Genomic DNA, 25,072 nt, shown 5'->3' on the forward strand with positions numbered 1-25,072 from the left:
GCACCTCGCCGGCCACGGCGCGGTGCGGGGCGCGCCCGGTGCGGACCTCGGGCATCGCCGGGACGGGGACCGGGTGCGGGTGCCGCGGGTACGATTCCCCCGGCGACGAGTGGTCAGAGGGAGGACGTGTCGTGCGACCGGTGCTCCGCCTGGCCTTGGCGCTCGGCGTCGTCCTCGCGCTCTCGGCGTGCAGCGACTCCAGCCAGGGCACCAACACCGACCGCGAGCAGGTCGACTCGGTCGAGCCGCCCGAGCTGGGGGCCTGCCGGGTGCTCACCCCCGACGACGTCGCCGAGCGCAGCAACGCGACCCGCACGGTGCCGTGCACCGAGCGCCACAACGCCGAGACGTTCGCGGTCGGGCCGCTGCCCGAGGAGCTCGAGGACGCCGACTACGAGGCCCGCGAGCTGGGCGCGTTCGCCTACCGCACCTGCGGGGCGGCGTTCGAGCGGTTCGTCGGCGCCGACGAGAGCCTGGTGATGCGGACGGTCGTGAGCTGGGCGTGGTTCCGGCCCTCGCGCAAGGCGTGGGACGAGGGCGCACGCTGGTACCGCTGCGACATCGTCGGCGGCGGCGAGCAGTCGCAGCGCTACGTCGACCTGCCGCCCACCGCCAAGGGGCTGCTCCAGGGCCGGCCCAAGGACCGCTGGATGGTGTGCGTGGCGGGCGCGTCGGTGCAGGACGCCCCGAAGATCCCGTGCTCGGAGCCGCACACCTGGCGTGCGGTCACGACCATCAAGCTGGGCGAGGAGGATGACCCCTATCCGGGCGACCGGCTGGTGGAGGTCACGACCCGCGACTTCTGCTCGGAGTCGGTGGGCGCCTGGTTGAACTACCCGCCGGAGTACGAGTTCGGCTACACCTTCTTCCACGAGGAGGAGTGGATCGCAGGCAACCGTCGCTCGGTGTGCTGGGCGAGGACGAGCGCGTGACGCCGAGCCGTCCTCGCGTCCCCGCCCTGCTGGCGACCGTCGTGCTGGTGCTGGGCCTCGGCGCGTGCACCTCCGACGACGAGCCCCGCGAGTCGACGGCGACCACGCCCCCCACCGCCGCGCCCCCGCCACCGCGTCCCGAGCCCGGCGCCTGCCGGCGGCTCACCCACGAGCAGGCGCTGGCGCCGACCAACGACGCGCCGACCGTGCCGTGCCGGCGCCCCCACACCGCCCAGACCTTCTCGATCGGCGACCTGCGCACCACCGTCGACGGCCACCTGGTCGCGGTCGACTCCGACCACGTGCAGCGGCAGGTGGCCACCGCCTGCCCGACCCGGCTGGCGTCCTTCCTCGGCACCAGCCGCGAGGAGCTGCGGCTGAGCATGCTGCGGGCGGTGTGGTTCACCCCGACGCTGGAGGAGTCGGACGCCGGCGCGAGCTGGTTCCGCTGCGACGTGGTGGGCCTGGCCGGCGACGACGCCCTGGTGACGGTGCGCGGCAGCCTGGCCGACGCGCTGGCGACACCGGAGGGCCGCACCCGCTACGGCATGTGCGCCACCGCGGCGCCCGGCGCTCGCGGCTTCCGGCGGGTGCTGTGCAGCGCCGACCACGCCTGGCGCGCGATCTCGTCGGTCGACCTGCCGCGCGGTCGCTACCCCGGGGTCGGTGCCGCCCGGGCCGCGGGCGAGGAGCCCTGCGAGGACGCCGGGCGCCGGGTCGCCGACGACGCGCTCGACTTCGAGTGGGGCTGGGAGTGGCCGACCCGCGAGCAGTGGCGGGCCGGGCAGACCTGGGGCCGGTGCTGGGCGCCGGACTGACCCGCCGGACCGAGGCGCTGCGCTAGCCGGCCAGCTGGGCCGCCATGAGCTCCATCAGCCGGGTCAGCCCCGTGAACGGCCGCACCATCACGGTGAAGTCGACCAGCCGCCCGGCGTCGTTCCACGTCAGCATGTCGACCCCGTGGACCGTGAACCCGTCGAGCTCGGCCTCGAACTCCAGCACCGCCGAGGTGTCGTCCCACCACTCCCGCCGGTAGCGCAGCGTCGGGCCGAGCACCACGAGGGCGGCGGAGAGGTACGCCGTGGTGAGGGCCCGGCCCTCCTGGGGCGTGTGGACGGCCGGCGAGCGGAAGACGACGTCGTGGGCGAGCAGGTCGGCCAGCAGATCGGCCGGATCGGTGGCGTCGCGGCGATCGGCGATCGCGTGCCAGGCGGCGAGCGGGGCCGGCAGCGTAACCATCAGAACCCCAGCTTCCGGAGCTGGCGGGGGTCGCGCTGCCAGTCCTTGGCGATCTTGACGTGCAGGTCGAGGTAGACCGGGGTGCCGAGGAGCGCCTCGATCTGCTTGCGCGCCGTGGTGCCGATCGTGCGGAGCCGGGCACCCTTGGGGCCGATGATGATGCCCTTCTGCGAGTCGCGCTCGACGTAGAGGTTGGCGTGCACGTCGAGCAGCGGCTTGTCCTCGGGGCGCCCCTCGCGCAGCCCCATCTCCTCGACCACCACCGCCACCGAGTGCGGCAGCTCGTCGCGCAGCCCGTCGAGGGCGGCCTCGCGCACCAGCTCGGCGACCAGCACCTGCTCGGGGGCGTCGGTGAGGTCGCCCTCGGGGTAGAGCGGCGGCCCCTCGGGCAGCAGCCCCACCAGCAGGTCGGCGAGCAGGCCGGTCTGGTCGTCGGCCACGGCCGATACCGGCACGATCTCGCGCCACTCGGTGCCGGTCTCGGCTCCGAGTGCCTGGATGTCGAGCAGGTGCCGGCCGATCTGCTCGGGGGTCGCGAGGTCGGTCTTGGTGGCGACCGCGATCTTGGTCGTGCGCCGCACCTTGGCGAGCTCGGTGACGATGAAGCGGTCGCCGGGCCCGATCCGCTCGTTGGCCGGGAAGCACACGGCCACGACGTCGACCTCGCCCCAGGTCGAGGTGACCAGGTCGTTGAGCCGCTCGCCCAGCAGCGTGCGGGGGCGGTGCAGGCCGGGGGTGTCGACCAGCACCAGCTGGGCGTCGTCGCGGTGCACGATCCCGCGCACCACCGTGCGCGTGGTCTGCGGCTTGTCGGAGGTGATCGCCACCTTCGAGCCCACCAGGGCGTTGGTCAGCGTGGACTTGCCGGCGTTGGGCCGGCCCACGAACGACGCGAAGCCGCTGCGGTGCGGCTGCTGCTCTGTCATGACTGGTCCCTCGCTGGGTGGTCGCCCGGGCGCTGGCGCGCCGGGCCGGGGTCGTCCGGGCTGGCCCGCCAGACCGGTCCGGGGTCGACGGCGCGCGGCTGGCGGGCGGCGCCCCCGCGCCAGTAGCCCATCACGTCGTACGCCGAGGACGGCAGCCGCCGCTCGCGCATCAGGTGCTTGCGGATCGCGCGCATCTGGGCCGACTCCCCCGCCATCCAGAAGTAGCCCTCGCCCGCGGGCCACTCGATCCCCTCGACCGCGGCGGCGAGGGCGCTGCGGCCCTCCCCGGGCGGGACCAGCCAGGTGACGTCGGCGCGCGCCGGCAGGTAGTGCGGCAGGTCGTCGGGCACCTCGGCCCAGACCCGGGTCGGGAGGCCGGTCTCCTCGACGATCCGGGCCATCGCCGGCATCGCGGTCAGGTCGCCGACGAGCAGCAGCCACTGCGCGGCGGGCGGCGGCGCGAACGAGCCCTTGGGCTCGGTGACGGTCACCCGGTCGCCCACGACGTCGCGGGCCGCCCACTCGGTGACCAGCCCGTGCTCGTGGACGACGACGTCGAGCACCAGCCGGCCGGCGCCGTGGGAGCGCACCGTGTAGTAGCGGCTCTGGAACTGGTCGGGCACGACCAGGCCCACCCACTCGTCGGGCACGCCGGTGGACTCGAAGCCGTCGACGGCGAGCTCGAGCCGCACCAGGTGGGACGAGAGCTGCTCGCGACGGAGCACCTGCGCGTCGTGCTGGAAGGCCCGGGTGCTCACCCGACGAGGCTATCGGTGCGGGACGCGAGCCTCAGAACGTGTGTCGCAGCGGGTAGCCGCTCACGCCGTCAGCGTCGGTCCTGGTGGCGAGCACGTGGTGGAGCTGGATCTCGTTTCGCTCGAAGGCGAGCCGCGAGCCGGCCATGTAGACGCCCCACACCCGCGCGGTCTCCTCGCCGACCTCGGCCACGCAGGCGTCCCAGTTGTCGCGCAGGTTGCGGCACCAGGCGGCGAGCGTCAGGGCGTAGTGGACCCGGATGTTCTCCTCGTGCTGCACCTCCAGCCCGGCGTCCTGGACCTCGGTGACGATCCGCCCCGAGCCGATCAGCTCGCCGTCGGGGAAGACGTAGCGGTCGATGAACTTGCCGGTGCTGGTGGGCCGGTTGTCGTGGCGGGTGATGCAGTGGTTGAGGAACCGGCCGTGGTCGCGGAGCTTGTCGCGCACGAAGCCGAAGTACGCCGGGTAGTTGCGCACGCCGATGTGCTCGGTGAGCCCGATCGACGAGACCGCGTCGAAGCCGGACTCCTCGACGTGGCGGTAGTCCATGAACCGCACCTCGGCGAGGTGGTCGAGCCCCTCCTCCTTGATCCGCTGCTGGGCCCAGGTGGCCTGCTCGCGCGAGAGCGTGACGCCCAGCGCGTGCACGCCGTACTCGCGGGCGGCGTGGCGCACCATCCCGCCCCACCCGCAACCGAGGTCGAGCAGCCGCTGCCCGGGCTGGAGGTCGAGCTTGCGGGCGACCAGGTCGTACTTGGCCTCCTGCGCCTGCTCGAGGGTGGCGTCCTCGGTGGGGAACAGCGCGCAGGTGTAGGTCATCGACGGGCCGAGCACCAGCTCGTAGAAGGCGTTGGAGACGTCGTAGTGGTGGTGGATCGCCTCGGCGTCGCGGCCCAGCGAGTGCCGGAAGCCCTCGAAGACCCGGCGCATCCGCGACGGCGCCTCGGTGGCCGGCGGGGGCGGCGGCTTGAGGTGCGCCAGGCCCATCGAGCGCAGCAGCGAGACGAGCTCACCTGCCGAGGGCCGGCGGAACTTCAGCCCCTTCTGCAGCATCGCCAGCGCGGGGTAGGGGTCGCCGGGGTGGATGCCCTCGACGGTCAGGTCGCCGGTGACGTAGGGGCGGCCGATCGCCAGGTCGGGGTCGATCGAGGTCAGCAGGTAGGCGAGCCCGCGCTCGTTGTGGAGCCGGAAGTGGAACGGCGCGTCCGGCGGGCCGCTGGTGCTGCCGTCGTACGCCGTGAAGCGCAGCGGCAGCGGTTCCTTGAGCAGGGTCTCGAAGGCCTCCGCGATGGAGAGCTTCCTCATCCTTTCCTCACCGCCTTGTCGTAGAGGGTCGGGAGCCGGTCGTCGGGGTCGTGCACCCGCTTCACGGCGGCCAGGTTGGCGCCGTCGTAGAGCCGGTCGAAGGTCTCGCGGTCGTAGTAGGCGTCGGAGTAGAGGGACTTGTGGCCGCCGAGCTCGTGGACCTTCGCCTCGATGGCCCGGTTGCGCGGTCCGTCCGGGGCGTCGGGGCCGACGTGCACGGTGCCCCAGAACCCCACGTTGACGTAGGTCTCCCCCGGCTCCAGCGGGTACGACGGCCAGCGGCGGGTCGTCCGCAGCGGGCACAGCCACACCGGCCGCATGCCGACCTCGGCGTCGAACCAGGCCAGGAACTCAGCCAGCCGGTCGGCCGGGACCTCGACGTCCTGGATCACCCGTTCGCGCAGCGGCCGGCCGGCGCGCCGGTCGAGGCGGTCGGCGATCGAGAACCGGCGGTCCAGGCGCAGCAGCCGCATGTAGACGTCGGAGCGCCGCCAGCGCCGGGGCCACAGCCGGCGGACCACCGGGTGCTGGGCCCCGAACGCCCCGGAGCACCAGAACCAGTCGGTGTCCCAGCGCCACAGGTAGTCGTGGACGCTCAGCCGGTCGGTCGACCGCTCGCGCAGCGACCGGTAGTAGATCCGCTGGCGGGTGTAGTCGCTGGTGGGACCGGGCTCGCCGGTCCAACGGGCCAGCGTGAGGTAGTGCTCGCCGGGCTCGAACGAGACGCCGTCGACCCCGTCGACCCGCTCCCCCTCGTGGTGGCCGGTCGCGGCGATCTCCTCCACGGCGGCGGCCAACCGGTCGGCCTCGTCGAAGCGGACGTGGGTGAGCGCGACGTACGCCGGCACCTCCTCGAGGCGGATGCGCAGCCGGGTGGCGTAGCCCAGCGAGCCGTAGCTGTTGGGGAAGGCGTCGAACAGGTCGTCGCCGGGCTTGGTGGTCACCACCTCGCCGGCGCCGGTGAAGACGTCCATCTCGAGCACCGACTCGTGGGGCAGGCCGTTGCGGAGGCTGGTCGACTCGATGCCCAGCCCGGTGACGGCGCCGCCGAGCGTGATGGTGCGCAGCTGGGGCACGACCAGCGGGATCATCCCGTGCACCAGGGTCGCCGCGACGAGGTCCTCGTAGGTGCACATGCCCTGCACCTCGGCCTCCCGGGCCACCGGGTCGACCTCGAGCACGCCGTCGAGGCCGCTGACGTCGAGGCCGGGAGCGGTCGAGGCGGTCCGCGCCCGGAACAGGTTCGTGGTCGCCTTCGCGAGCCGCACCGGGGCCCCGGCGGGGATCGCGTCGTAGGACGCGCGCAGCCTGCGGACCGCCTGCTCGTGCCGTTCCCGGGCGCCCTCACCAGTCACGGACGGCAGGCTACTCCTCCCCGCGGACGGGGGGTCAGGGCCGGACCCAGGGTGCGCCGTGGACCACGACGTGCTCGCTGGTGCCGACCCGGGCCCGGTCGAGCAGGAGGTCGCCGTCGGGCCAGCCCTCGTCGTCCTCGGGCAGGTCGCCCACGGCCGACCAGCCGGCCGAGCCGGTCGACCAGATCCGGCCGCCGGTGCCGGTGGTGACGTGGGCGAAGCGGCCGCTGACGACCTCGTCGAGGAGGTCGTCGAGGTCGCGCAGCAGCTGCTCCGACCCGTCGTCGCAGGCGTCGCAGCCGCACTCCGGCAGCTGGAGCACGACGACGGGCGGCTCGCCGACGGCGATCTCGACCACGGCGTCCTCGACGCCGTCGAGGTCGCTCCAGCGCAGGCGGACCGGGAGCGCGTGGGCGGCGGTGGGTCGCCACCACTCCGCGCCGGCCGCACCAGGCTCGAGGCGCACCGCGCCGTGGGCCGCGAGCACGTCGAGCCAGGCCTGCAGGCGACTTCGCAGGATGCGGTACTTGCCGGGGTCGAGCAGCCGCGAGTACTCCTCCTCGGTCGGCTCGTCCTCGATCGTGGGGTGCGGGTCGGGCCATCCGGGGGTGTCGGCACCGGTCACGACGAACCGCGCGGCTACGTCGGGTCGCAGGTCGAGCATCAGGTCGTCGCGGTGCTGCCGACCGCGCCGCGGGGGTCGCCGACGTGGACGACGACGCCCGGGCCGGCGAAGTCGCGCAGGGCGGCGAGGTCGCCGTCGGCGAGCGAGCCGTCGGTGAGCAGCACCGCGGCCTCGAGGCCGCGGGAGCCGGACGCGACGGCCATCGAGACGCAGACTCCGAGGGCGGAGACCCGCAGCGACGGCAGGTCGACGGTCGCGGCGGCGTAGGTGCGGCCGTCGGAGTCGCGCACGGCGGCGCCCTCGGCGGCGCCGGTGCGGGCCCGGGTGGCGCGGGCCAGGGTCACCAGCTTGCGGTCCTCCGCGGAAAGGTCGGCGTCAGTCACGGGCGGCCTCCAGCTGCTCGTCGGTCTCGGGGTCCGGGTCGGCGACCCGGGAGATGCGGACGGTGCCGATCTTGTTGCGGCGCCCCGAGGTGTCCTCGGCGACGAAGCGCAGGCCGTGGGCCTCGACGGCCGCGCCGGGGATCGGGACCAGGCCGAGGTGCTTGGCCATCAGGCCCCCGACCGAGTCGACGTCCTCCTCCTCGACGTCGAAGCCGAAGAGCTCGTCGAGGTCGTCGACGGGGTAGCGCGAGGAGACCCGCACCGAGCCGTCGTCGAGGGTCTCGGTCTCGATCTCGGCCTCGTCGTACTCGTCGGTGATCTCGCCGACGATCTCCTCGAGCAGGTCCTCGATCGTGATCAGCCCGGTGGTGCCGCCGTACTCGTCGACGACGACCGCGATGTGCTGGCGGCGGGCCTGCATGTCGCGCAGCAGGTCGTCGACCGGCTTGGAGTCGGGCACCCAGGTGACCGGGCGCATCACCTCGTCGATGCGCTGCACCAGCTCGGCCTCCGGCGCCTCGAAGTCGCGACGCACGACGTCCTTGAGGTAGGCGATGCCGACGATGTTGTCGAGGTTGTCGTCGATCACCGGCACCCGCGAGAAGCCCGAGCGCAGGAAGAGCGACAGGCCCTGGCGCAGGTTCTTGTGGCGCTCGACGAAGACGATGTCGTTGCGCGGCACCATCACCTCGCGCACCGTGGTGTCGCCGAGCTCGAAGACGGAGTGGATCATCTTGCGCTCGCCCGCCTCGATCAGCGCCGAGGCCTCGGCGATGTCGACGAGCTCGCGCAGCTCGGTCTCGGTCGAGAACGGACCCTCGCGGAACCCCCGGCCCGGGGTCAGCGCGTTGCCCACGAGGATCAGCAGGCGTGGGATCGGCCCGAGCACGGACGTGACGAACGACAGCGGGCCCGCGGAGGCCAGGGCCACCCGCTCGTTGTGCTGGCGGCCCAGGGTGCGCGGTGCGACGCCGATGACGACGAACGACACCACCAGCATCGAGGCGATCGTGGTCAGCACGGTCGGCCACCAGGCGCCGTCGAACCCGTCGGCGACCTGGAGGGTCACCAGCACGATCGCGGAGACCTCGCACAGCAGCCGGATCAGCAGCGCGGTGTTGAGGTAGCGGGCGGGGTCGCCGAGCAGCGCGACCAACCGGCGGGCGCCGGCGCGCTCCTCGGCCGCGAGCTCCTCGGCCCGCGCCGGTGAGAACGACGCCAGCGCCGCGTCGGCCGCCGAGAACGCCCCGGCGAGGACCACGAGGACGACGGCCGCGACCACCAGCCAGACGTCGGTCACGGCGCGCTCACCCCGCGGGTGGCTGGGAGCGCCACCGGGCGAGCAGCTGGTCCTGGAGACCGAACATCTCCTTGTGCTCCTCGGGCTCGGCGTGGTCGTAGCCCAGGAGGTGGAGGATGCCGTGCACGGTCAGCAGCTCGCACTCGGCGAGGGTGCCGTGGCCGGCGGCCTCGCCCTGCTTCTCCGCGATCGCCACGCAGATCATCAGGTCGCCGAGGATGCCCTCCTCGGGTTCCTCGCCCACCATGCCGGGGCGCAGCTCGTCCATCGGGAAGGACAGCACGTCGGTGGGGCCGACCTTGTCCATCCACTTCTCGTTGAGCTCGGTGATCGTGGCCTCGTCGACGGCCTTGATGCACAGCTCGGCCTGCGGGTGCACGCGCATCGCGTCGAGGACGAACCGGCTCAGCCGCGCGAAGTGACGGACGTCGAGCTCCTGGCCGGACTCGTTGAGGATCTCGATGCTCATCGCCGGCCCGATCGGTGGCAGGTCACCGGGCGCCGGGCTGGCCCGGCCGGGTGGCCGCGCCGCCGCTGCGGGCGTCGAACTCGTCGTACGCCGCCACGATCCGCCCCACCAGGCGGTGGCGCACGACGTCGTGGCTGGTGAGCCGCTGGAACGAGATGTCCTCGACGCCGTCGAGGATGCCCTCGATGATCCGCAGGCCCGACTGGGTGCCGCTGGGCAGGTCGACCTGGGTGACGTCGCCGGTGACCACGATCTTGGAGCCGAAGCCCAGGCGGGTGAGGAACATCTTCATCTGCTCCGGCGAGGTGTTCTGGGCCTCGTCGAGGATGATGAAGGAGTCGTTGAGCGACCGGCCGCGCATGTAGGCGAGCGGCGCCACCTCGATGGTGCCGGCGGCGAGCAGCTTGGGGATCGACTCGGGGTCGATCATGTCGTGCAGGGCGTCGTAGAGCGGCCGCAGGTAGGGGTCGATCTTCTCGCTGAGCGTGCCGGGCAGGAAGCCGAGCCGCTCGCCGGCCTCGACCGCCGGACGGGTCAGGATGATCCGGTTGACCTGCTTGGCCTGCAGCGCCTGCACGGCCTTGGCCATCGCGAGGTAGGTCTTGCCGGTGCCCGCCGGGCCGATGCCGAAGGTGATCGTGTGCTTGTCGATGGAGTCGACGTAGCGCTTCTGGTTGAGCGTCTTGGGCCGGATCGAGCGGCCGCGGTTGCTGAGGATGTTGAGGCTCAGCACGTCGGCCGGGCGCTCGGTGGTCTCGGCGCGCAGCATCGCCAGCACCCGCTCGACGGTCTCGCCGGTGACGCCCTGACCGGTGCGGATGATCGTCACCAGCTCCTCGAGCAGCCGCTCGGCGAGGGCGATCTCCGACGGCTGGCCGTGCAGGGTGATCCGGTTGCCGCGCACGTGCACGTCGGCGTCGAAGGCCTGCTCGATCAGGGCCAGGTGCTCGTCACCGGGACCGAGGAGGCTCACCATGTTGATGCTGTTGGGGACCACGACCGTGTGCTTGGTGGTCGGAGCCTGGGTCGCGGGGGCCTGGTCGGCGCGGTCCCGCTGCTGGTCGCTGTCAGTCATGGATGCCCGGCGCGGGCGGCCTTTCGGTGAGGTGCGCGTACCTGTCCATGGTACGGGTGCGCGCCCGGCCGGCCCAACGAGTTCGGTCGGGCGGGGGCGTACCGTTGCGTCATGACGGGGCCGGACGAGCACGACGAGCGCGAGGACGACGACCTGCGCCCCGACGCGGCACCGCCGCCCTGGTTCCCGGGCGGTCACCTCCCGCCGGACGCCCGCCGGATGGGGCTGACCCACCACGTGCCCGACGGCGCGCTGCTCGACTTCGCCGGCAAGCTCGACTCCTCCAAGCCGCTGCACCGCGCGACCGCCTGGGTGATGCTCGGCGTCTTCGCGTTCCCGGTGGTGATGTACGTGCTCCGGCTGCTCGACTCGCTCGGCGGCTGACGCGCCGGCTCGGTGTGCTGCCGGTCCCCCGGTCTCAGCCGGGCGGCCAGGTCAGCGGCCGGCCCGCCAGCACGTGCAGGTGGGTGTGGAACACCGTCTGCCCGGCGCCCGGGCCGGTGTTGAGCACCAGGCGGTAGTCGTCGGGGTGGCCCTCCGCGGCGGCGACCGCCGCGGCCGCGGTGACCAGCTCGGCCGACGTCGCGGGATCGGCCGCGGCGAGCTCGACGGCGTTGACGTGATGGTCGCGGGGCACCACCAGCACGTGGGTCGGCGCCTGCGGGTCGATGTCGCGGAAGGCCACGGTGCGCTCGGTCTCGTGCACCAGCTCGGCCGGCACCGCGCCGGCCACGATCCCGCAGAACAGGCAGTCGTCCACGCTGGCTCCCTCCGTCGGCCGTCGTCCGGGCGTCGCCGGCCGGTCCGATGCTGCCACAGGTCAACCGTCCCGAGCCGTCGCGCGTCGTACTAGCGTGACGACCCGTGCGACCGAAGCCGCCGGTGTGACCCGCGCCTGGGACGCCGACGAGGCGCTCGAGCGGCTCTACGCCGCCCACTGGCGGCGGCTGGTGCGCCTGAGCGTGCTGCTGGTGCGCGACACCGGCACCGCCGAGGAGGTCGTGCAGGACGCGTTCGTCGCGGTGCACGCCCGGTGGAACCGGCTGCGCGACCCCGACAAGGCACTCGCCTACCTGCGCCAGAGCGTGGTGAACCGGTCGCGCTCGGTGCTGCGCCACCGCGGCGTGGTCGCCCGGACCGCCGGCCGCCAGGCGCTCCGGCCGGGCGTCGAGGACGAGCCCGGCGCGGTCAGCGACCGGCGCGCGGCGGTGCTCGACGCGCTCCGCGCCCTCCCCCGGCGCCAGCGCGAGGTGCTCGCGCTGCGCCACTACCTCGACCTGTCCGAGGCCGAGATCGCCCGCACGCTCGGCATCAGCACCGGCTCGGTCAAGTCCCACGCCAGCCGCGGCACCGCCACCCTGCGCGGGCTGCTGGCCGCGCACCTCGAAGGAGACCTGTGATGGACGACCCGATCACCAGGCTGGTGCACGACGCCGTGGCCGAGGTCGAGCCGACCGACCGGCTCGCCGGGATCCGCTCGCGGGTCGCGACCCGGGCCCGGCACCGGCTCCGCACGGCCGCCGGCGGCACCGCCCTGGTCGCGGCGGCCGCGGTGGCGGTCGGGTCGGTCGTGGCCGGCGGCCCCGGTGACGACGCCGAGGACCCCGCGGCGCCGCCCGCGCGGGTCGCGGTGCCGGCGTACTACGTCGGCGACGGGGTCGCGGGCGCCGTGCTGTTCCGCGAGTTCGTCGACCTGCCCGCCTCGGTGCCCCGGGCCGACCGGGCCGCGCGGGTGCTGACCGGCACCCCCGGCGACCCCGACTACCGCACCCTGTGGCCGCAGGGTTCGCTGGGCGCGGTGCGGGTCGACGGCGGCACCGCCACCATCGAGGTCACCGACCCGGCCCTGGCCGAGCGTCCCGCCGGGATGGGCGACCGCGAGGCGGAGCTGGCGCTGCAGCAGGTGGTGCACACCGTCGACGGGGTGTTCTCCGAGCGTCTCGCGGTGGCGTTCGTGGCGGGCGGGCGGCCGCTCCCCACGGTGCTCGGTGAGCCCGCCGCCCCGGCGGTGGCCCGCGCCGACGGCTTCGACGTGCTCAGCCTGATGAGCATCACCTACCCGTACGAGGGCGCGGAGGTCAGCGGCTCGTTCGTCGCCGAGGGCGTCAACAACGGCTTCGAGGCGTCCGCGCTGTGGTCGATCACCGACGCGTCGGGTCGCGAGGTGCTCCGCGGGCACGCCCAGGCGCAGGGCTGGGGCAAGGACCGGGTCTGGTGGCCCTGGCGCAGCGAGGCCATCGACGTCTCGGGCCTCCCCCCCGGCGGCTACACGTTCCGGGCCGAGAACGACGACCCGAGCGGCGGCACCGAGGGCCTCGGACCGGCGTCCGACACGCGCGCGATCATCGTGGAGCCGGCGCCGTGAGCCGCGAGGATGGCGCCATGACGCACCGCACCCGGACCCGACGGCGCCCCACGGCCGCCGCCCTCGCCCTGACCGGCCTGCTGGCCCTGGGCGGGCTGGCGGCCTGCGGCGAGGACGACGAGCCCACGGCGCAGGACCCGGTCGACGCGACGCCGTCCGGCACCCCCGAGCCGACCCCGGACCCGACCCCCTCGGGGACGGTGACCAGCACGCCGGTCGAGTCGGTGACGGTGCCGGTGTACTTCGTCGGCGAGACGCCCCAGGGGCCCAAGCTCTACCGGGAGTTCCGCCGGGTCGAGGCCGACAACCCGCTGGAGGAGGCCGCCGCGCTGATGACCGCGGGCGACGCCCTCGACCCCGACTACCGCAGCCTCTACCCCGGCGGCACCTTCGCCTCGGTGGCCGTCGAGGAGGGCCGGATCGTCGCGACGCTGGCGGACGCCGCCTGGGAGGAGCGGGGCGGGCTGTCGGGGATCGAGGCCCAGCTCGCGACCCAGCAGCTGGTGCTCACCGTGCAGGGTGTGCAGCAGGAGCGGCTGCCGGTCGTGGTCGAGCGCGAGGGCCGACCGACGTCCCTGTTCGGCCACGACACCGCCGACGGCCTCCGCAACGCGCCGTCGATCGACGTGCTCGCGTTCGTCAACCTGACCACGCCCGCCGAGGGCGACGCCGTCTCGGGCAGCTTCACCGCCACCGGGGTCGCCAGCTCGTTCGAGGCCACCGTGCCGTGGGAGCTGGTCGACCTCGACGGCACCGTGGTCAAGGAGGGTTTCGCGACCGCCGAGGGTTGGGGCGACAAGCTCTACCCGTTCGAGACCGAGGTCGACCTCACCGGCGTCGAGCCCGGCGTCTACACCTTCGTCGCCCGCACCGACGACCCCTCCGACGGCGAGGGCTTCGGCCCCACCGAGGACACGAAGGGCATCGTCGTCGAGTGAGGCTCTCCGCACGGACGCTGAACCGGACGCTGCTCCAGCGGCAGTGGCTGCTCGACCGGGTGCCGCACTCGGTCGAGGAGGCCTGCGCCCACCTGGTGGGGCTGCAGGCGCAGGAGAACCTGCCGCCGTTCCTGTCCCTGGCGGCCCGGCTGACGTCGTTCGACCCCGTTGACGTCACGCGGGGCCTCGAGGACCGCTCGCTGGTGCGCCTGCTGACGATGCGCGGCACCATCCACCTGCTGACCGCCGACGACGCGCTCGCGCTGCGGCAGTGGACCGCGCCGGTGCACGAGCGCGAGGTGGGCATCAGCCAGAGCATCGGCGTGGCCCGCGAGGTCGACCGCGAGGCCTTCGTCGAGCACCTCTCCGCGCTGCTGGCCGACGGCCCGCTGAGCCAGAAGGAGCTCGGGCTGGCGCTCGCCGAGCGGTTCCCCGGCCCCCGGCCCACCGAGCTCGGGCAGCTGGCCCGCTCGGTCGCGCCGCTGGCCCAGCTGCCCCCGCGCGGCACCTGGGGCGGCGGCGGCGCCGTGGTCTACCAGTACGTCGACCGCTGGGTCGGCCGGCCGCTGGTCGAGCCCGACGTCGGTGAGATCGTCCGGCGCTACCTGCGCGCCTTCGGGCCCGCGACCGCCGCCGACGTCACCGCCTGGTCGGGCGTGACCCGGCTGGGGCCCGTGCTCGCGGAGCTCGACGACCTGGTGCGCCACGAGGACGAGCGCGGCCGGGTGCTCTTCGACGTCCCCGAGGGCGAGCTCGCCGACCCCGACACCCCAGCCCCCGTGCGGCTGCTCGGCACCTACGACAACGTCTGGCTGTCCCACGCCGGACGCGACCGGGTCACCGACCCTGTCAAGCGCAAGGCCGGGCAGGGCGTCAACGGCGCCGCCGCGATGTCGCTCTTCGCCGACGGCATGCTCGAGGGCCTCTGGCGGATCGAGGACGGCCGCGTCGTCGTGCTGCAGACGCTCCGGCCGCTGACCCGGGCCGAGCGCTCCGAGCTCGACGACGAGATCGGCCGGGTCGAGGCCCTGCTCGCGACCTGATCACTCCCGTGCGTTCGCGGTGACAGCCCCGGCTTCGCCGAGCCGGCGCTCATCAACGCCGGGTCGGCGCAACCCGACGTCGACAAGCGCCGGGTCGGCGCAACCCCGACCGGCGTCAGCCCCAGCGGGGGGTGCGCGCGAGCAGCGCGGCGACGGCGGCGAGGCCGGCGGTGGAGGTGCGCAGCACCTCGGCGCCCAGGCGCACCGGCACCGCCCCGGCGGCGGCGAACGCCGCCACCTCCTCGTCGGTCAGGCCGCCCTCGGGGCCGACGACGACCACGACCTCGCCGTCGGTCGGCACCGCGACGTCGGCGAGGGTGCCGGTCGCCTCCTCGTGCAGCACCACCGCGGTGCGGCCGGCCAGCAGCCCGACCACGTCGCCGGTGGTGGCCAGGTCGGCGACCTCGGGCCACCACGCACGCCGCGACTGCTTGGCGGCCTCGCGGGCGGTGGCCCGCCAGCGGGCCAGCGACCGCGCCACCCGCTCGCCCTTCCAGACCGCGACGCTGCGCGCGGCCGACCAGGGCACCACCCGGGCGACGCCGACCTCGGTGAGCACCTCGACAGCCAGCTCGCCGCGCTCGCCCTTGGGCAGCGCCTGCACGACCGTCACGGACGGGCGGGGCGGCTCGCTGCGCTCGACGCCGGTGACGGTGGCGACCAGCCGGCGCTTGCCGGTCTCGGCCACCTCGGCGGTCGCGGCGGTGCCGAGGCCGTCGACCAGCACCAGCCGCTCGCCGGTGCGCAGCCGGCGTACGGCGACCGCGTGGTGGGCCTCGTCGCCCTCGAGGGTCACCGCGTCGCCCGGGCCGACCCCGGACAGCGACGGGTGGTGGTGCACCGGCAGCGACACGACGGCGGCCGGGTCAGTGGGCGTTGAACGCGTCGCGGAGGCGACCGAACACCGAGCGCGAGCCCGGCCGCACGTTGCCGGTGGGCTGCTCCTCGCCGCGGATCGCGGCCAGCTCGCGCAGCAGCTCCTCCTGCCGCGGGTCGAGCCGCGAGGGGGTCTCGACGGCGATGGTGACGACGAGGTCGCCACGCCCGCCGCGCAGGCCCGGGACGCCGCGGCCGCGGAGCACCTGCTGGGTGCCCGACTGGGTGCCGGGGCGCACCTCGAGCTCGAAGCCGGTCTCGAGCTCGCCCTGCTCCGGCTCCTCTCCGTCGGCCACGACGTCGGCCTCCAGGGTGGGCAGCGCGAGCGTCGTGCCGAGCGCCGCCGCCGTCATCGGGACGGTCACCGTGCAGTGCAGGTCGTTGCCCTGGCGGGTGAACACCTCGTGCTCGGCGACGTGGATCTCGACGTAGAGGTCGCCGGCCGGGCCGCCGCCGGGCCCGACCTCGCCCTGCTCGGCGAGCTGGACCCGGGTGCCGGTGTCGACGCCCGCCGGGATCTTGACGGTCAGCGTGCGCCGCGAGCGCACCCGGCCGTCGCCCGAGCACTCGCGGCACGGGTCGGGGATGATCGAGCCGAAGCCGCGGCAGGCCGCGCACGGCCGCAGGGTGCGGATCTCGCCGAGGAACGAGCGCTGCACGTGGGCGACCTCGCCCGCGCCGCGGCAGGTCTCGCACGGCACCGGCCGCGACCCCGGCGCCGCGCCGGACCCCTCGCAGGTGCCGCAGAGCACCGCGGTGTCGACCTTCAGCTCGCGGGTCACGCCGAACGCGGCGTCGGCGAGCGACACCTCGATCCGGATCAGCGCGTCCTGGCCGCGGCGCACCCGCGGCCGCGGGCCCCGGCCGCCGCCGCCACCGGCGCCGGGCTGGCCGCCGAAGAACGCGTCCATGATGTCGGTGAACGAGAAGCCGGCCCCCTGACCGAAGCCGCCGGCACCCCCGCCGAACGGGTCGCCGCCGCGGTCGTACGCCGCCCGCTTCTGCGGGTCCGAGAGCACCTCGTAGGCGCGGCTGACCTCCTTGAACCGCTCCTGGGTCTCGGGGTCGGGGTTGACGTCGGGGTGCAGCTGGCGGGCCAACCGCCGGTAGGCCTTCTTGATGGTGTCGGCGTCCGCGTCGCGGGCGACACCGAGCAGGTCGTAGAGGTCCTGGCTCAACGGGGTTCCTTCTGTGGCTGTGCGTCCGGGGTCATGGGTGTGGCGGAGCGGGTCGCGCGGCGTCAGCCCTCGTCGAGGATCCGCGAGACGTAGCGGGCCACCGCGCGCACGGCCGCCATCGTGCCGGGGTAGTCCATCCGGGTGGGGCCGACGATGCCCAGCGTCGCGAACGCCTCGTCGCGGGGGCCGTAGCCGGTGGCCACGACGCTGGTGGAGGCCAGCTGCTCGTAGGGTCCCTCGGCGCCGATCCGCACGGTGACGGTGCCACCGTCGGTGGCCTCGCCCAGCAGCTTCAGCAGCACGACGTGCTCCTCCAGTGCCTCCAGCAGCGGGCGGACCGCGGAGTCGAAGCTGTCGCCGTAGCGGGCCAGGTTGGCGGCGCCCCCCACGGCGACCCGCTCGTCGGAGCGGTGGTCGACCATGGCCTCGACCAGCGCCTCCACCACCGACCGGGTGATCTCGCGGTCGGGTGTGTCCGGGTCGTCGGCGAGCCCGCGCAGGGCGGTGGCGGCGTCGTGGATGACCGCGCCGGTGGCGGCCCGGTTGACCCGGGTGCGCAGCGCGGCCAGCGCCTCGTCGTCGAGCGTCGCGGGCAGCTCCACCAGCCGCTGCTCCACCCGGCCGGTGCTCAGGATGAGGACGACGAGGAGCCGCTCCGGCGCGAGCGCGACCAGCTCGACGTGGCGCACGGTCGAGCGGGAGAGCGTGGGGTACTGCACCACCGCGACCTGACGCGTGAGCTGGGAGAGCACGCGCACCGAGCGCTGCACGACGTCGTCGAGGTCGACCGCGCCGTCGAGGAACGTGGAGATCGCGCGCTTCTCGGCGGCGCTCATCGGCTTGACGGTCGTGAGCCGGTCGACGAAGAGCCGGTAGCCCTTGTCGGTCGGCACCCGGCCGGCACTGGTGTGGGGCTGGGTGATGTAGCCCTCGTCCTCGAGGGCCGCCATGTCGTTGCGGACCGTCGCCGACGAGACGCCGAGACCGTGGCGCTCCACGAGCGCCTTGGAGCCGACCGGCTCCTCGGTGGCGACGTAGTCCTCGACGATGGCCCGGAGCACGGCGAGACGACGTTCCTCCTGCACCGCCCACCTCCGTTGGCACTCACTCGTTCGGAGTGCCAATGCTACTCCGGTGCCAGGGCGCACCCCGAGCCGGCGACGCGGCGGTAGTCCGTGACGTTCGGGTCCCGCACGGGGCCGAAACGTCACGGACTACCGTCCCGCGGCAGGACTCTATAGGTTAGCCTTGCCTAACTAACGACTCGGCGAGCAGGAGCGAGCATGACGACGACCGACCATCGCGACACCGATCCCCACCGGCTCGCGGCGCAGGCGCGCAGCATCCTGGCCTGCCCGGCCTCGGTCGACCTGGTCGTCGACGGCCACGCCTCGGTGGTCGACGGGGACGACGACCTCGGCATGCAGGACCTGCACGGCGAGCCGACGTTCTCGAGCCGGCCGGGGTCATCGCTCTCGCGGGCCGCCACCGAGGAGCGCAGCGCGCTGCTCACCGTGGGCAGCGGCATCGGCCCGACGGGCGCCGCCGAGCGCGACGACGCACTGACGCTCGCCGGCCGGCTGCGCAGCCGGGGCCGGGAGGCGTGCGCCTGCTGCGACGAGGAGCGCGACGTCGTGACCCTCGACCCCACCTTCGTGCTGCTGACCCGGCCGGGCGACGCGGACGGCGAGCCGCGCCAGCACCGGGTGCCGCTCGAGCACTTCCGCTCCCCCGCCCACCACCTCAACCGCGGCTACCTGCAGCGCTCGGTCGAGCACGCCAACGACTGCCACCAGGACGAGCTGCGCCAGGCGGTGTCGACCACCACCGGCACCCGACTCGCCGACGTCGTGGGCGTGCGGCTCACCGGCCTCAGCCCGCGCGGCGTCGAGGTGAGCTGGGTCGACCTGGCCGGTGCCCACCGCACCACGCTCACCTTCGCCCGGCCGGCCCGCAGCACCGCCGAGCTCGGCGAGCTGCTGCGGCGCGAGCTGCACGCGGGGCTCTGCTGATCCGCACCCCGGCCTAGGCTGGCCGGGTGGCATTCACCGAGGTCGCCGACGGGGTCCTCGTCGCGCGCTACGAGTGGTACGACGTCAACGTCTCACTGGTGCGCGGCAGCGCCGGGCTGGTGGTGGTCGACACCCACGCCTCGGCCGCCGCCGCCCGCCAGGTCGTCGCCGACGTCGAGGCGACCGGCCTGGGTCCGGTGACGGCGGTGGTCAACACCCACGAGCACTTCGACCACACCTTCGGCAACGGCACCTTCCTCGACCACTACGGCGCGGTGCCCGTGCACGCCCACGAGGAGGCCGCCGCGCGCACCGTCGAGGCCGGCGAGCGGGTCAAGCGCGAGTACGACGCCGAGCCGGGCGACCCGCGGGCCGACGAGGTCCGCGCGACGGAGGTGGTGCCGGCCGGCACGACGTTCTCGTCGGCCGTGGTGCTCGACCTCGGCGACCGGATGGTCGAGCTGGTGCACCCCGGGCGCGGCCACACCTCCGGCGACCTGGTGGTGCGGGTGCCCGACGCCGACGTGCTGCTGGCCGGCGACCTGGTCGAGGAGTCGGCGCTGCGCGGCGGCGTGCCGGGCTTCGGGCCCGACTGCCACCCGATGGACTGGCCGCTGGCGCTCGACGTGGTGCTGGGCCTGACCACGCCCGCGACCGTCGTCGTGCCGGGGCACGGCGCGCCGGTGGACCGCGAGTTCGTGGAGGACCAGCGCAACGCCATCGGCGTGGTCGCCGAGACGATCCGCGACCTCGCCGGTCGGGGCGTGCCGCTGGCCGACGCGCTCGCGGCGGCCGACTGGCCCTACCCGCGCGAGGAGCTGGTGCACGCGGTGGCCCGCGGCTACGAGCAGCTGCCCCGCAGCCAGCGGCGGCTGCCGCTGATCTGAGCGGGGTACCTGACCGGCATGAGCACCGACCAGCCTCGACCCGACGCCGACGCCGGCCCGACCGAGGGCATCGACGACGAGCAGCTGCCCGACGACCTGCGCCCCGGCGAGGACAACCCGCTCGCCGAGGGCCTGCCGCCCGGCGAGACCGCCGGCGACCTGCTCGAGGACGGCAAGCCCGCCGAGCAGGACGCCGACGACGCATCGGACGAGGCCGACACCCCCGACCACCAGGGCTGACGGCGCGCCACCACGACCGCGGGGCCGCGGCCGCCTAGCGTGGACCGGGTGACCGATCGCTACGGGACCGACGTGCTCGCGACCGACTGGCGCGCCCCCAGGCGGGGCCGGGCCGTCGAGGCTCCCGCCGACCTCGGCACCGTGGTCGAGGAGGTCACCACCGACTGGTGCGGTGAGATCGTCGCCGTCGACCGCGACCTCGACACCGTGACGCTCGAGGACCGCCGGCGCCGCCGGCGCTCCTTCCCCCTCGGTCCCGGCTTCCTGCTCGAGGGTCGCCCGGTCATCCTGGTCGCACCCGTGCACCGCAGCGCCCCGGCCGCCCCCACCCGCACCGCCTCCGGCTCGGTGGCGGTGCCCGGCGCCCCGGCTCGGGTGGCGCGCGCGAGCCGGATCTTCGTCGAGGGCCGCCACGACGCCGAGCTGGTCGAGAAGATCTGGGGCGACGACCTGCGCGTCGAGGGCGTGGTGGTGGAGTACCTCGGCGGCGTCGACGACCTCGCCGAGCACCTGCGTGACTTCCGCCCGGGTCCGGAGCGCCGGGTCGGTGTGCTGGTCGACCACCTGGTCGCCGGCTCCAAGGAGAGCCGGATCGCCCAGGGCATCGCCCGCTCGCCGATCGGCAAGGACGTGCTGGTCGTGGGCCACCCGTTCGTCGACATCTGGCAGGCGGTCAAGCCCGACCGGCTGGGCCTGCGCTCCTGGCCGACCATCCCGCGCTCGGTGGAGTGGAAGCGCGGCGTCTGCCAGCACCTCGGCTGGCCGCACCGCGACCAGGCCGACATCGCCCGGGCCTGGCAGCACATCCTGTCGCGGGTCGGCTCCTACGACGACCTCGAGCCCCAGCTGCTCGGCCGGGTCGAGGAGCTCATCGACTTCGTCACCGCCTGAGCCGCTAGGAGCGCAGGATCCGGCCCTGCGGGTCCGTGCTGTCGCGCACGAGGATCAGCACGCCGTCGACGATCGACCACACCGAGCCGACGCCGCAGGTGATGACGGTGACCACGAGCTGCCAGACGCCGGTGTGGCTGTCGCCGAGGTAGAACCGCCCGATGCCGAACGGCAGCAGGATCTGCAGCAGCCCGGCGACGATCTTGGACTTGTCGCTGTAGGGGATGCCGGTGGCCGGGTGCACGCCGTACGGCGCGGCGTACGGCGGCTGCGGCACCCCGTACGGCTGGTGCCCGTACGACGGCTGCCCGTACGACGGCGGCGGGGGCTGGCCGTACGGCTGGTGCGGGGGCGGCTCGCCGTACGGCTGTGGCTCCTCGGGGCCCTGGGTCATGCCCTCAGGCTAGTAGCCGGCGCACGACGGCATCGGCGAGCAGGCGACCGGGGGGTGTGAGCACCAGCCGGCGGTCGTCGGCGACCACCAGCCCGTCGTCGACCAGCCCGGGCACCGCGGCCCGACCGGCGGCGTCGAGCACGTCGAGGGCCAGGCCCTCGCGCAGCCGCACCTCCAGCAGCACCCGCTCGACCCGGCGGGTGCCGGCGTCGAGCACCTCGCGCGCCAGCGCCGGGCTCCGGCCCGAGGCCAGCCGCTCGGCGTACGCGACGGGGTGCTTGACGTTCCACCACCGCACGCCGCCGACGTGGGAGTGGGCGCCCGGCCCGACGCCCCACCAGTCGCCGGAGGTCCAGTACAGCCGGTTGTGCCGGCACCGCGCGGCGTCGTCCCGCGCCCAGTTCGACACCTCGTACCACGACAGCCCGGCCGCCCCGAGCCGCTCGTCGGCGAGGAGGTACTTGTCGGCCAGGTCGTCGTCGTCGGGCGCCGGCAGCTCCCCGCGGCGCACCCGGCGGGCCAGCGCGGTGCCGTCCTCGACGATGAGTGAGTACGCCGAGACGTGGTCGGGCGCGCAGGAGAGCGCGGCGTCGACCGAGGCCTCCCAGTCGGCGACCGACTCCCCCGGCGTGCCGTAGATGAGGTCGAGGCTGACCTGCTCGAAGCCGGCCGCCCGCGCCCACTCCACCGCGCGCGGGACCCGCTCGGGGTCGTGGGTGCGGTCGAGCACCCGCAGCACGTGGCCCACCGACGACTGCATGCCGAACGACACCCGGTCGAAGCCGCCCTCCCGCAGGGCCGCCAGCGACGCCGCCGTCACGCTGTCGGGGTTGGCCTCGGTGGTGACCTCCGCGCCCGGCACCAGCCCGAGCTCCGCGTCGATGGCGGCGACGACCGCGGTCAGGTCGGCCGGGTCGAGCAGGGTGGGGGTGCCGCCGCCGACGAAGACCGTCGAGACCGGCAGGTCGCGGCCCCCCAGCACCACCCGGGCCCGGCGCACCTCGGCGATCGCCGCCTCTGCGTACGACGACCGCGAGGCGCCGCGCACCCCGGGGACGCCGAGCTCGTCGGCGGTGTAGGTGTTGAAGTCGCAGTAGCCGCAGCGCACCGAGCAGAACGGCACGTGGACGTAGAAGCCGAACGGTCGCGACCCGACCTCGGCCAGCGCGGACGCCGGCAGCGTGCCGTCCTCGGGCGCCGGCTCACCGGCGGGCAGGGCGGACGGCACGCCCCATGGTCTCAGCCGGCGTAGAGCGCGTCGATGCGGGCCTTGTTGTTGTCCTCGACGACGTTGCGCTTGACCTTGAGCGACGGCGTGAGCTCACCGGACTCGATGGTGAGGTCGTGGTCGAGGATCTCCCACTTCTTGATCGTCTCCCACCGGTTCAGCCGGGCGTTGAGCTGCTCGACGTAGTCGCCCATCATCGCGCGCACCTGCGGGGAGCGGACGATCTCGGAGTAGGACTTGCCCTCCATGCCGTTGGCCGCGCCCCACTCGGCCATCGCGTCGGGGTCGAGGGTGATCAGCGCGACGCAGTAGTTGCGCTCGTTGCCGAAGACCATGAACTGGCTGGCGTAGGGGCACAGCGCCTTGAACTTGGACTCGATGGCCGACGGCGCGACGTACTTGCCGCCGGAGGTCTTGAACAGGTCCTTGATCCGCCCGGTGATGGTGAGGAAGCCGTCGGCGTCGAGGCTGCCCTTGTCGCCGGTGTGCAGCCAGCCGTCGGCGTCGAGCGCCTTGGCGGTCTCGTCGGGCAGCCCGTGGTAGCCGTCCATCACGTGGGGTCCGCGCACCAGCACCTCGTCGCCCTCGCCGATCTTGACCTCGGCTCCCGGGAGCGCGGGGCCGACGGTGCCGATCTTGTAGCGGTCGGGGTGGTTGACGGTCGCACCGGCGGAGTTCTCGGTGAGGCCGTAGCCCTCGAGGATCAGGATGCCTGCGGCGTGGAACCACTCGGCGATCTCGCCGTTGAGCGCGGCGGAGCCGGAGATGAAGAACCGCACCCGGCCGCCGAAGCGCTCGCGGACCTTGCTGAAGACGAGCTTGTCGAACAGGCCGTGCTGGAGGCGCAGCGGCAGCGGCACCGACTGGCCCTCGCGCTTGCGACGGTCGACCTCGAGGCCGACCTTGAAGGCCTGCTTGAAGATCTTCTCCTTCAGGCCGCCCTCCTGGGCCTGCATGGTGACGATCCGTGCGTGCGCCTTCTCGAAGATCCGGGGCGCCGCGCCCATGAACGTCGGCCGCACAACGCCGAGGTTCTCGACGATCTTGTCGACCCGGCCGTCGATGGCGGTGGCGAACCCGCAGGCCAGCTGGGCCGAGAGGAGCACCTTGCCGAACGAGTGGGCCATGGGCAGCCACAGGAACTGCAGGTCGCGCTCGTCGAGGATGCCCTGCGCCTCGATGGCGCCGCCCTCGTAGGCCCACGACTTGTGCCGCAGCCGGACGCCCTTGGGCCGGCCGGTGGTGCCGGAGGTGTAGATGAGCGTGGCGAGCTGGTCGGGCTGGATCGCCGCGATCGCGTCGTCGACCGCGGTGGGGTGCTGGGCGAGGTGGGCGCGCCCGAGCTCGGCGAGGTCGTCGAGGCCGATCACCCAGTCGCCGTCGGGGGTGCCGTCGAAGGTGACCACCTTGGTCAGCGCGGGCAGGTCGGCACGGCGCTCGGTGAGCTTGGCGATCTGGGAGTCGTCCTCGGCGAAGACGACCAGGCACTCGCTGTCGCTGAGGATGAACGCGGTGTCCTCGGCGTTCGTGCTGGGGTAGACGGTGGTGGTCGCCCCGCCGGCGCACATCACGGCGAGGTCGGCCAGGATCCACTCGTAGCGCGTGGTCGAGAGGATGCCGACCCGCTGCTCGGGCTCGATGCCGAGCGAGAGCAGCCCGGCGGCGAGAGCGTCGACCGCCTGACCGGCCTCGGTCCAGGTCACCGACTCCCAGGTGTCGCCCCGCGGGAACCGGTAGGCCTCGCTGCTGCCGGAGCTGGCGACCCGGTCGCGGAACATGACCGCGACGCTCGGGGCGAGACGGTCGACGAAGCTGGTGTCGGTGGTGACGGGCATGACGCTCCTGCGTGAGGGCCGGCGACGGGTGTGACTCCGTAACCTAGATCACCCGGCCAACCGGCGGGTAGCACCCCGGCTCGGTCAGCTCCGCGGCGTCGACAGGTCGAGGAAGGCCTCGGCCCGGGCCCGCGCCTTGGCGGCCAGTCCCGGCACCTCCAGCAGGCGCGGCAGCAGGGCCGGCTCGCGGGTGAGGGCCCGGAACATCGTCGACACCGTGACCCCGTGGCCGGGCTGGTGGACGACGGTCAGGTCGTCGCCGGCCCGCACGACCCCGGGGTCGAGCACCTTGAGGTAGGGGCCGGGGCGGGCGACCTCGGCGAACCGCCGCACCCAGGCGGTGTTGTCGGCGCCGCAGCGCCCCATCCAGACCTTGAAGTCGTGGCACGGCGTGCGCACCAGCCGGACCTCGAGCAGCGCGGTGCCGACCCGCCACCGCTCGCCGATCTCGGCCTCGTTGACGTCGATCCCGCCGGTCGTGAGGTTCTCGCCGAACTGGCCGTCGCGGACCTCGGTGCCGAGCTGCTCGGCCCACCAGTCGAGGTCCTCGCGGGCGAAGGCGTAGACGGCCTGGTCGGTGCCGCCGTGGTGGCGGGTGTCGGAGACCCGGTCACCGGCCAGCCCGCGCTCCCCCACCGCTACCGGCCCGGCGAGCGAGGTCTTGTCGATCGAGGTGCGGCCGATGCCGGCCCAGGCCGCCTCGCGCGGCAGGCCGACGTTGACGGAGAGCACGGTGGGCATGCCCCATCGTCGCACCCGCCCGGGCGGGGGGGGGGGTACCCCCCCCCACAAAAAACGACACCCCGGGGGCGGGGCCGGG

29 protein-coding genes are annotated in these 25,072 nt (G+C 74.1%); 11 read left to right on the forward strand and 18 right to left on the reverse strand.

Annotated features, from left to right (window positions below):
- The first annotated feature begins 38 nt into the window (after positions 1 to 38).
- A complete protein-coding gene (locus JT721_RS00200; RefSeq protein WP_307827716.1) occupies positions 39 to 932 on the forward strand; it encodes a septum formation family protein in 894 nt (297 codons plus the stop codon).
- Positions 929 to 1,750: a septum formation family protein gene (locus JT721_RS00205; RefSeq protein WP_205470871.1), complete on the forward strand. Its 822-nt coding sequence runs from the start codon at positions 929 to 931 to the stop codon at positions 1,748 to 1,750. The genes JT721_RS00200 and JT721_RS00205 overlap by 4 nt, the downstream gene beginning before the upstream one ends.
- Before the next feature lie 22 nt (positions 1,751 to 1,772).
- Here the strand turns inward: JT721_RS00205 and JT721_RS00210 are convergent, their stop codons facing one another.
- From JT721_RS00210 to JT721_RS00255, 10 genes are read right to left on the reverse strand one after another with little or no spacing between them, the layout of a single operon-like run.
- Positions 1,773 to 2,171, reverse strand: coding sequence for a nuclear transport factor 2 family protein (locus JT721_RS00210; RefSeq protein ID WP_205470872.1), 399 nt, complete (start codon positions 2,169 to 2,171; stop codon positions 1,773 to 1,775).
- The gene (era, locus tag JT721_RS00215; RefSeq protein WP_205470873.1) at positions 2,171 to 3,097 is read right to left on the reverse strand and encodes a GTPase Era; all 927 of its coding nucleotides are present in this window, start codon (positions 3,095 to 3,097) and stop codon (positions 2,171 to 2,173) included. The genes JT721_RS00210 and era overlap by 1 nt, the downstream gene beginning before the upstream one ends.
- Positions 3,094 to 3,855, reverse strand: coding sequence for a siderophore-interacting protein (locus JT721_RS00220; protein ID WP_205470874.1), 762 nt, complete (start codon positions 3,853 to 3,855; stop codon positions 3,094 to 3,096). Before JT721_RS00220 ends, era begins: the two co-directional genes overlap by 4 nt.
- Positions 3,856 to 3,886: 31 nt before the next feature.
- Positions 3,887 to 5,158 carry a class I SAM-dependent methyltransferase gene (locus JT721_RS00225; RefSeq protein WP_205470875.1) on the reverse strand — a complete coding sequence of 424 codons (1,272 nt, stop codon included), beginning with the start codon at positions 5,156 to 5,158 and terminating at the stop codon, positions 3,887 to 3,889.
- The gene (locus tag JT721_RS00230; protein ID WP_205470876.1) at positions 5,155 to 6,513 is read right to left on the reverse strand and encodes an FAD-binding oxidoreductase; all 1,359 of its coding nucleotides are present in this window, start codon (positions 6,511 to 6,513) and stop codon (positions 5,155 to 5,157) included. The genes JT721_RS00225 and JT721_RS00230 overlap by 4 nt, the downstream gene beginning before the upstream one ends.
- A gap of 34 nt (positions 6,514 to 6,547) precedes the next feature.
- Positions 6,548 to 7,177 (reverse strand): DUF6226 family protein, encoded by a 630-nt coding sequence (locus JT721_RS00235; RefSeq protein ID WP_205470877.1) that lies wholly within the window; start codon positions 7,175 to 7,177, stop codon positions 6,548 to 6,550.
- Positions 7,177 to 7,521, reverse strand: coding sequence for a cytidine deaminase (locus JT721_RS00240; protein ID WP_205470878.1), 345 nt, complete (start codon positions 7,519 to 7,521; stop codon positions 7,177 to 7,179). The genes JT721_RS00235 and JT721_RS00240 overlap by 1 nt, the downstream gene beginning before the upstream one ends.
- A complete protein-coding gene (locus JT721_RS00245) occupies positions 7,514 to 8,821 on the reverse strand; it encodes a hemolysin family protein (protein WP_205470879.1) in 1,308 nt (435 codons plus the stop codon). Before JT721_RS00245 ends, JT721_RS00240 begins: the two co-directional genes overlap by 8 nt.
- 7 nt (positions 8,822 to 8,828) lie before the next feature.
- On the reverse strand, positions 8,829 to 9,290 hold the full coding sequence (ybeY, locus tag JT721_RS00250; RefSeq protein ID WP_205470880.1) for an rRNA maturation RNase YbeY: 462 nt from the start codon (positions 9,288 to 9,290) through the stop codon (positions 8,829 to 8,831).
- 22 nt (positions 9,291 to 9,312) lie between these two features.
- Positions 9,313 to 10,365: a PhoH family protein gene (locus tag JT721_RS00255; RefSeq protein WP_205470881.1), complete on the reverse strand. Its 1,053-nt coding sequence runs from the start codon at positions 10,363 to 10,365 to the stop codon at positions 9,313 to 9,315.
- 111 nt (positions 10,366 to 10,476) lie between these two features.
- Between JT721_RS00255 and JT721_RS00260 the strand changes: the two genes are divergently transcribed.
- Complete coding sequence (locus tag JT721_RS00260; protein WP_205470882.1) at positions 10,477 to 10,749, forward strand: hypothetical protein; 273 nt, start codon at positions 10,477 to 10,479, stop codon at positions 10,747 to 10,749.
- A gap of 34 nt (positions 10,750 to 10,783) precedes the next feature.
- Here JT721_RS00260 and JT721_RS00265 read toward each other — a convergent pair whose 3' ends face one another.
- Positions 10,784 to 11,125 (reverse strand): HIT domain-containing protein, encoded by a 342-nt coding sequence (locus JT721_RS00265; RefSeq protein ID WP_205470883.1) that lies wholly within the window; start codon positions 11,123 to 11,125, stop codon positions 10,784 to 10,786.
- Positions 11,126 to 11,219: 94 nt separating this feature from the next.
- Between JT721_RS00265 and JT721_RS21170 the strand changes: the two genes are divergently transcribed.
- The 4 genes from JT721_RS21170 to JT721_RS00285 are packed head-to-tail and all read left to right on the forward strand — an operon-like array spanning position 11,220 to position 14,711.
- Positions 11,220 to 11,765 (forward strand): SigE family RNA polymerase sigma factor, encoded by a 546-nt coding sequence (locus JT721_RS21170; RefSeq protein WP_307827721.1) that lies wholly within the window; start codon positions 11,220 to 11,222, stop codon positions 11,763 to 11,765.
- Positions 11,765 to 12,730 carry a Gmad2 immunoglobulin-like domain-containing protein gene (locus tag JT721_RS00275; RefSeq protein ID WP_205470885.1) on the forward strand — a complete coding sequence of 322 codons (966 nt, stop codon included), beginning with the start codon at positions 11,765 to 11,767 and terminating at the stop codon, positions 12,728 to 12,730. Before JT721_RS21170 ends, JT721_RS00275 begins: the two co-directional genes overlap by 1 nt.
- Before the next feature lie 17 nt (positions 12,731 to 12,747).
- Positions 12,748 to 13,668, forward strand: coding sequence for a Gmad2 immunoglobulin-like domain-containing protein (locus tag JT721_RS00280; RefSeq protein ID WP_205470886.1), 921 nt, complete (start codon positions 12,748 to 12,750; stop codon positions 13,666 to 13,668).
- Positions 13,665 to 14,711: a winged helix DNA-binding domain-containing protein gene (locus JT721_RS00285; protein ID WP_205470887.1), complete on the forward strand. Its 1,047-nt coding sequence runs from the start codon at positions 13,665 to 13,667 to the stop codon at positions 14,709 to 14,711. Before JT721_RS00280 ends, JT721_RS00285 begins: the two co-directional genes overlap by 4 nt.
- 115 nt (positions 14,712 to 14,826) lie before the next feature.
- Here the strand turns inward: JT721_RS00285 and JT721_RS00290 are convergent, their stop codons facing one another.
- From JT721_RS00290 to hrcA, 3 genes are all read right to left on the reverse strand, one after another.
- On the reverse strand, positions 14,827 to 15,564 hold the full coding sequence (locus tag JT721_RS00290) for a 16S rRNA (uracil(1498)-N(3))-methyltransferase (protein WP_205470888.1): 738 nt from the start codon (positions 15,562 to 15,564) through the stop codon (positions 14,827 to 14,829).
- A gap of 13 nt (positions 15,565 to 15,577) precedes the next feature.
- Complete coding sequence (gene dnaJ, locus JT721_RS00295; protein ID WP_205470889.1) at positions 15,578 to 16,765, reverse strand: molecular chaperone DnaJ; 1,188 nt, start codon at positions 16,763 to 16,765, stop codon at positions 15,578 to 15,580.
- A gap of 62 nt (positions 16,766 to 16,827) precedes the next feature.
- Positions 16,828 to 17,850, reverse strand: coding sequence for a heat-inducible transcriptional repressor HrcA (gene hrcA / locus JT721_RS00300; RefSeq protein ID WP_205470890.1), 1,023 nt, complete (start codon positions 17,848 to 17,850; stop codon positions 16,828 to 16,830).
- Between the two features lie 198 nt (positions 17,851 to 18,048).
- Between hrcA and JT721_RS00305 the strand changes: the two genes are divergently transcribed.
- The 4 genes from JT721_RS00305 to JT721_RS00320 are packed head-to-tail and all read left to right on the forward strand — an operon-like array spanning position 18,049 to position 20,795.
- The gene (locus JT721_RS00305; RefSeq protein ID WP_205470891.1) at positions 18,049 to 18,777 is read left to right on the forward strand and encodes a hypothetical protein; all 729 of its coding nucleotides are present in this window, start codon (positions 18,049 to 18,051) and stop codon (positions 18,775 to 18,777) included.
- 26 nt (positions 18,778 to 18,803) lie between these two features.
- On the forward strand, positions 18,804 to 19,664 hold the full coding sequence (locus JT721_RS00310) for an MBL fold metallo-hydrolase (RefSeq protein WP_205470892.1): 861 nt from the start codon (positions 18,804 to 18,806) through the stop codon (positions 19,662 to 19,664).
- A gap of 18 nt (positions 19,665 to 19,682) precedes the next feature.
- The gene (locus tag JT721_RS00315) at positions 19,683 to 19,904 is read left to right on the forward strand and encodes a hypothetical protein (protein ID WP_205470893.1); all 222 of its coding nucleotides are present in this window, start codon (positions 19,683 to 19,685) and stop codon (positions 19,902 to 19,904) included.
- Between the two features lie 48 nt (positions 19,905 to 19,952).
- The gene (locus JT721_RS00320; RefSeq protein WP_205470894.1) at positions 19,953 to 20,795 is read left to right on the forward strand and encodes a DUF3097 domain-containing protein; all 843 of its coding nucleotides are present in this window, start codon (positions 19,953 to 19,955) and stop codon (positions 20,793 to 20,795) included.
- 4 nt (positions 20,796 to 20,799) lie between these two features.
- Here JT721_RS00320 and JT721_RS00325 read toward each other — a convergent pair whose 3' ends face one another.
- From JT721_RS00325 to JT721_RS00340, 4 genes are all read right to left on the reverse strand, one after another.
- Entirely contained in the window at positions 20,800 to 21,189 is a 390-nt protein-coding gene (locus JT721_RS00325) for a TM2 domain-containing protein (RefSeq protein ID WP_205470895.1), read from the reverse strand.
- 4 nt (positions 21,190 to 21,193) lie between these two features.
- Complete coding sequence (hemW, locus tag JT721_RS00330) at positions 21,194 to 22,417, reverse strand: radical SAM family heme chaperone HemW (RefSeq protein ID WP_205470896.1); 1,224 nt, start codon at positions 22,415 to 22,417, stop codon at positions 21,194 to 21,196.
- Between the two features lie 11 nt (positions 22,418 to 22,428).
- Entirely contained in the window at positions 22,429 to 24,252 is a 1,824-nt protein-coding gene (locus JT721_RS00335; protein WP_205470897.1) for a long-chain fatty acid--CoA ligase, read from the reverse strand.
- Between the two features lie 84 nt (positions 24,253 to 24,336).
- Positions 24,337 to 24,993, reverse strand: a complete 657-nt coding sequence (locus JT721_RS00340) for an MOSC domain-containing protein (RefSeq protein WP_205470898.1) — start codon at positions 24,991 to 24,993, stop codon at positions 24,337 to 24,339.
- Positions 24,994 to 25,072: the final 79 nt, after the last annotated feature.

Source organism: Nocardioides sp. SYSU D00038, assembly GCF_016924665.1.
GTDB lineage: Bacteria > Actinomycetota > Actinomycetes > Propionibacteriales > Nocardioidaceae > Nocardioides.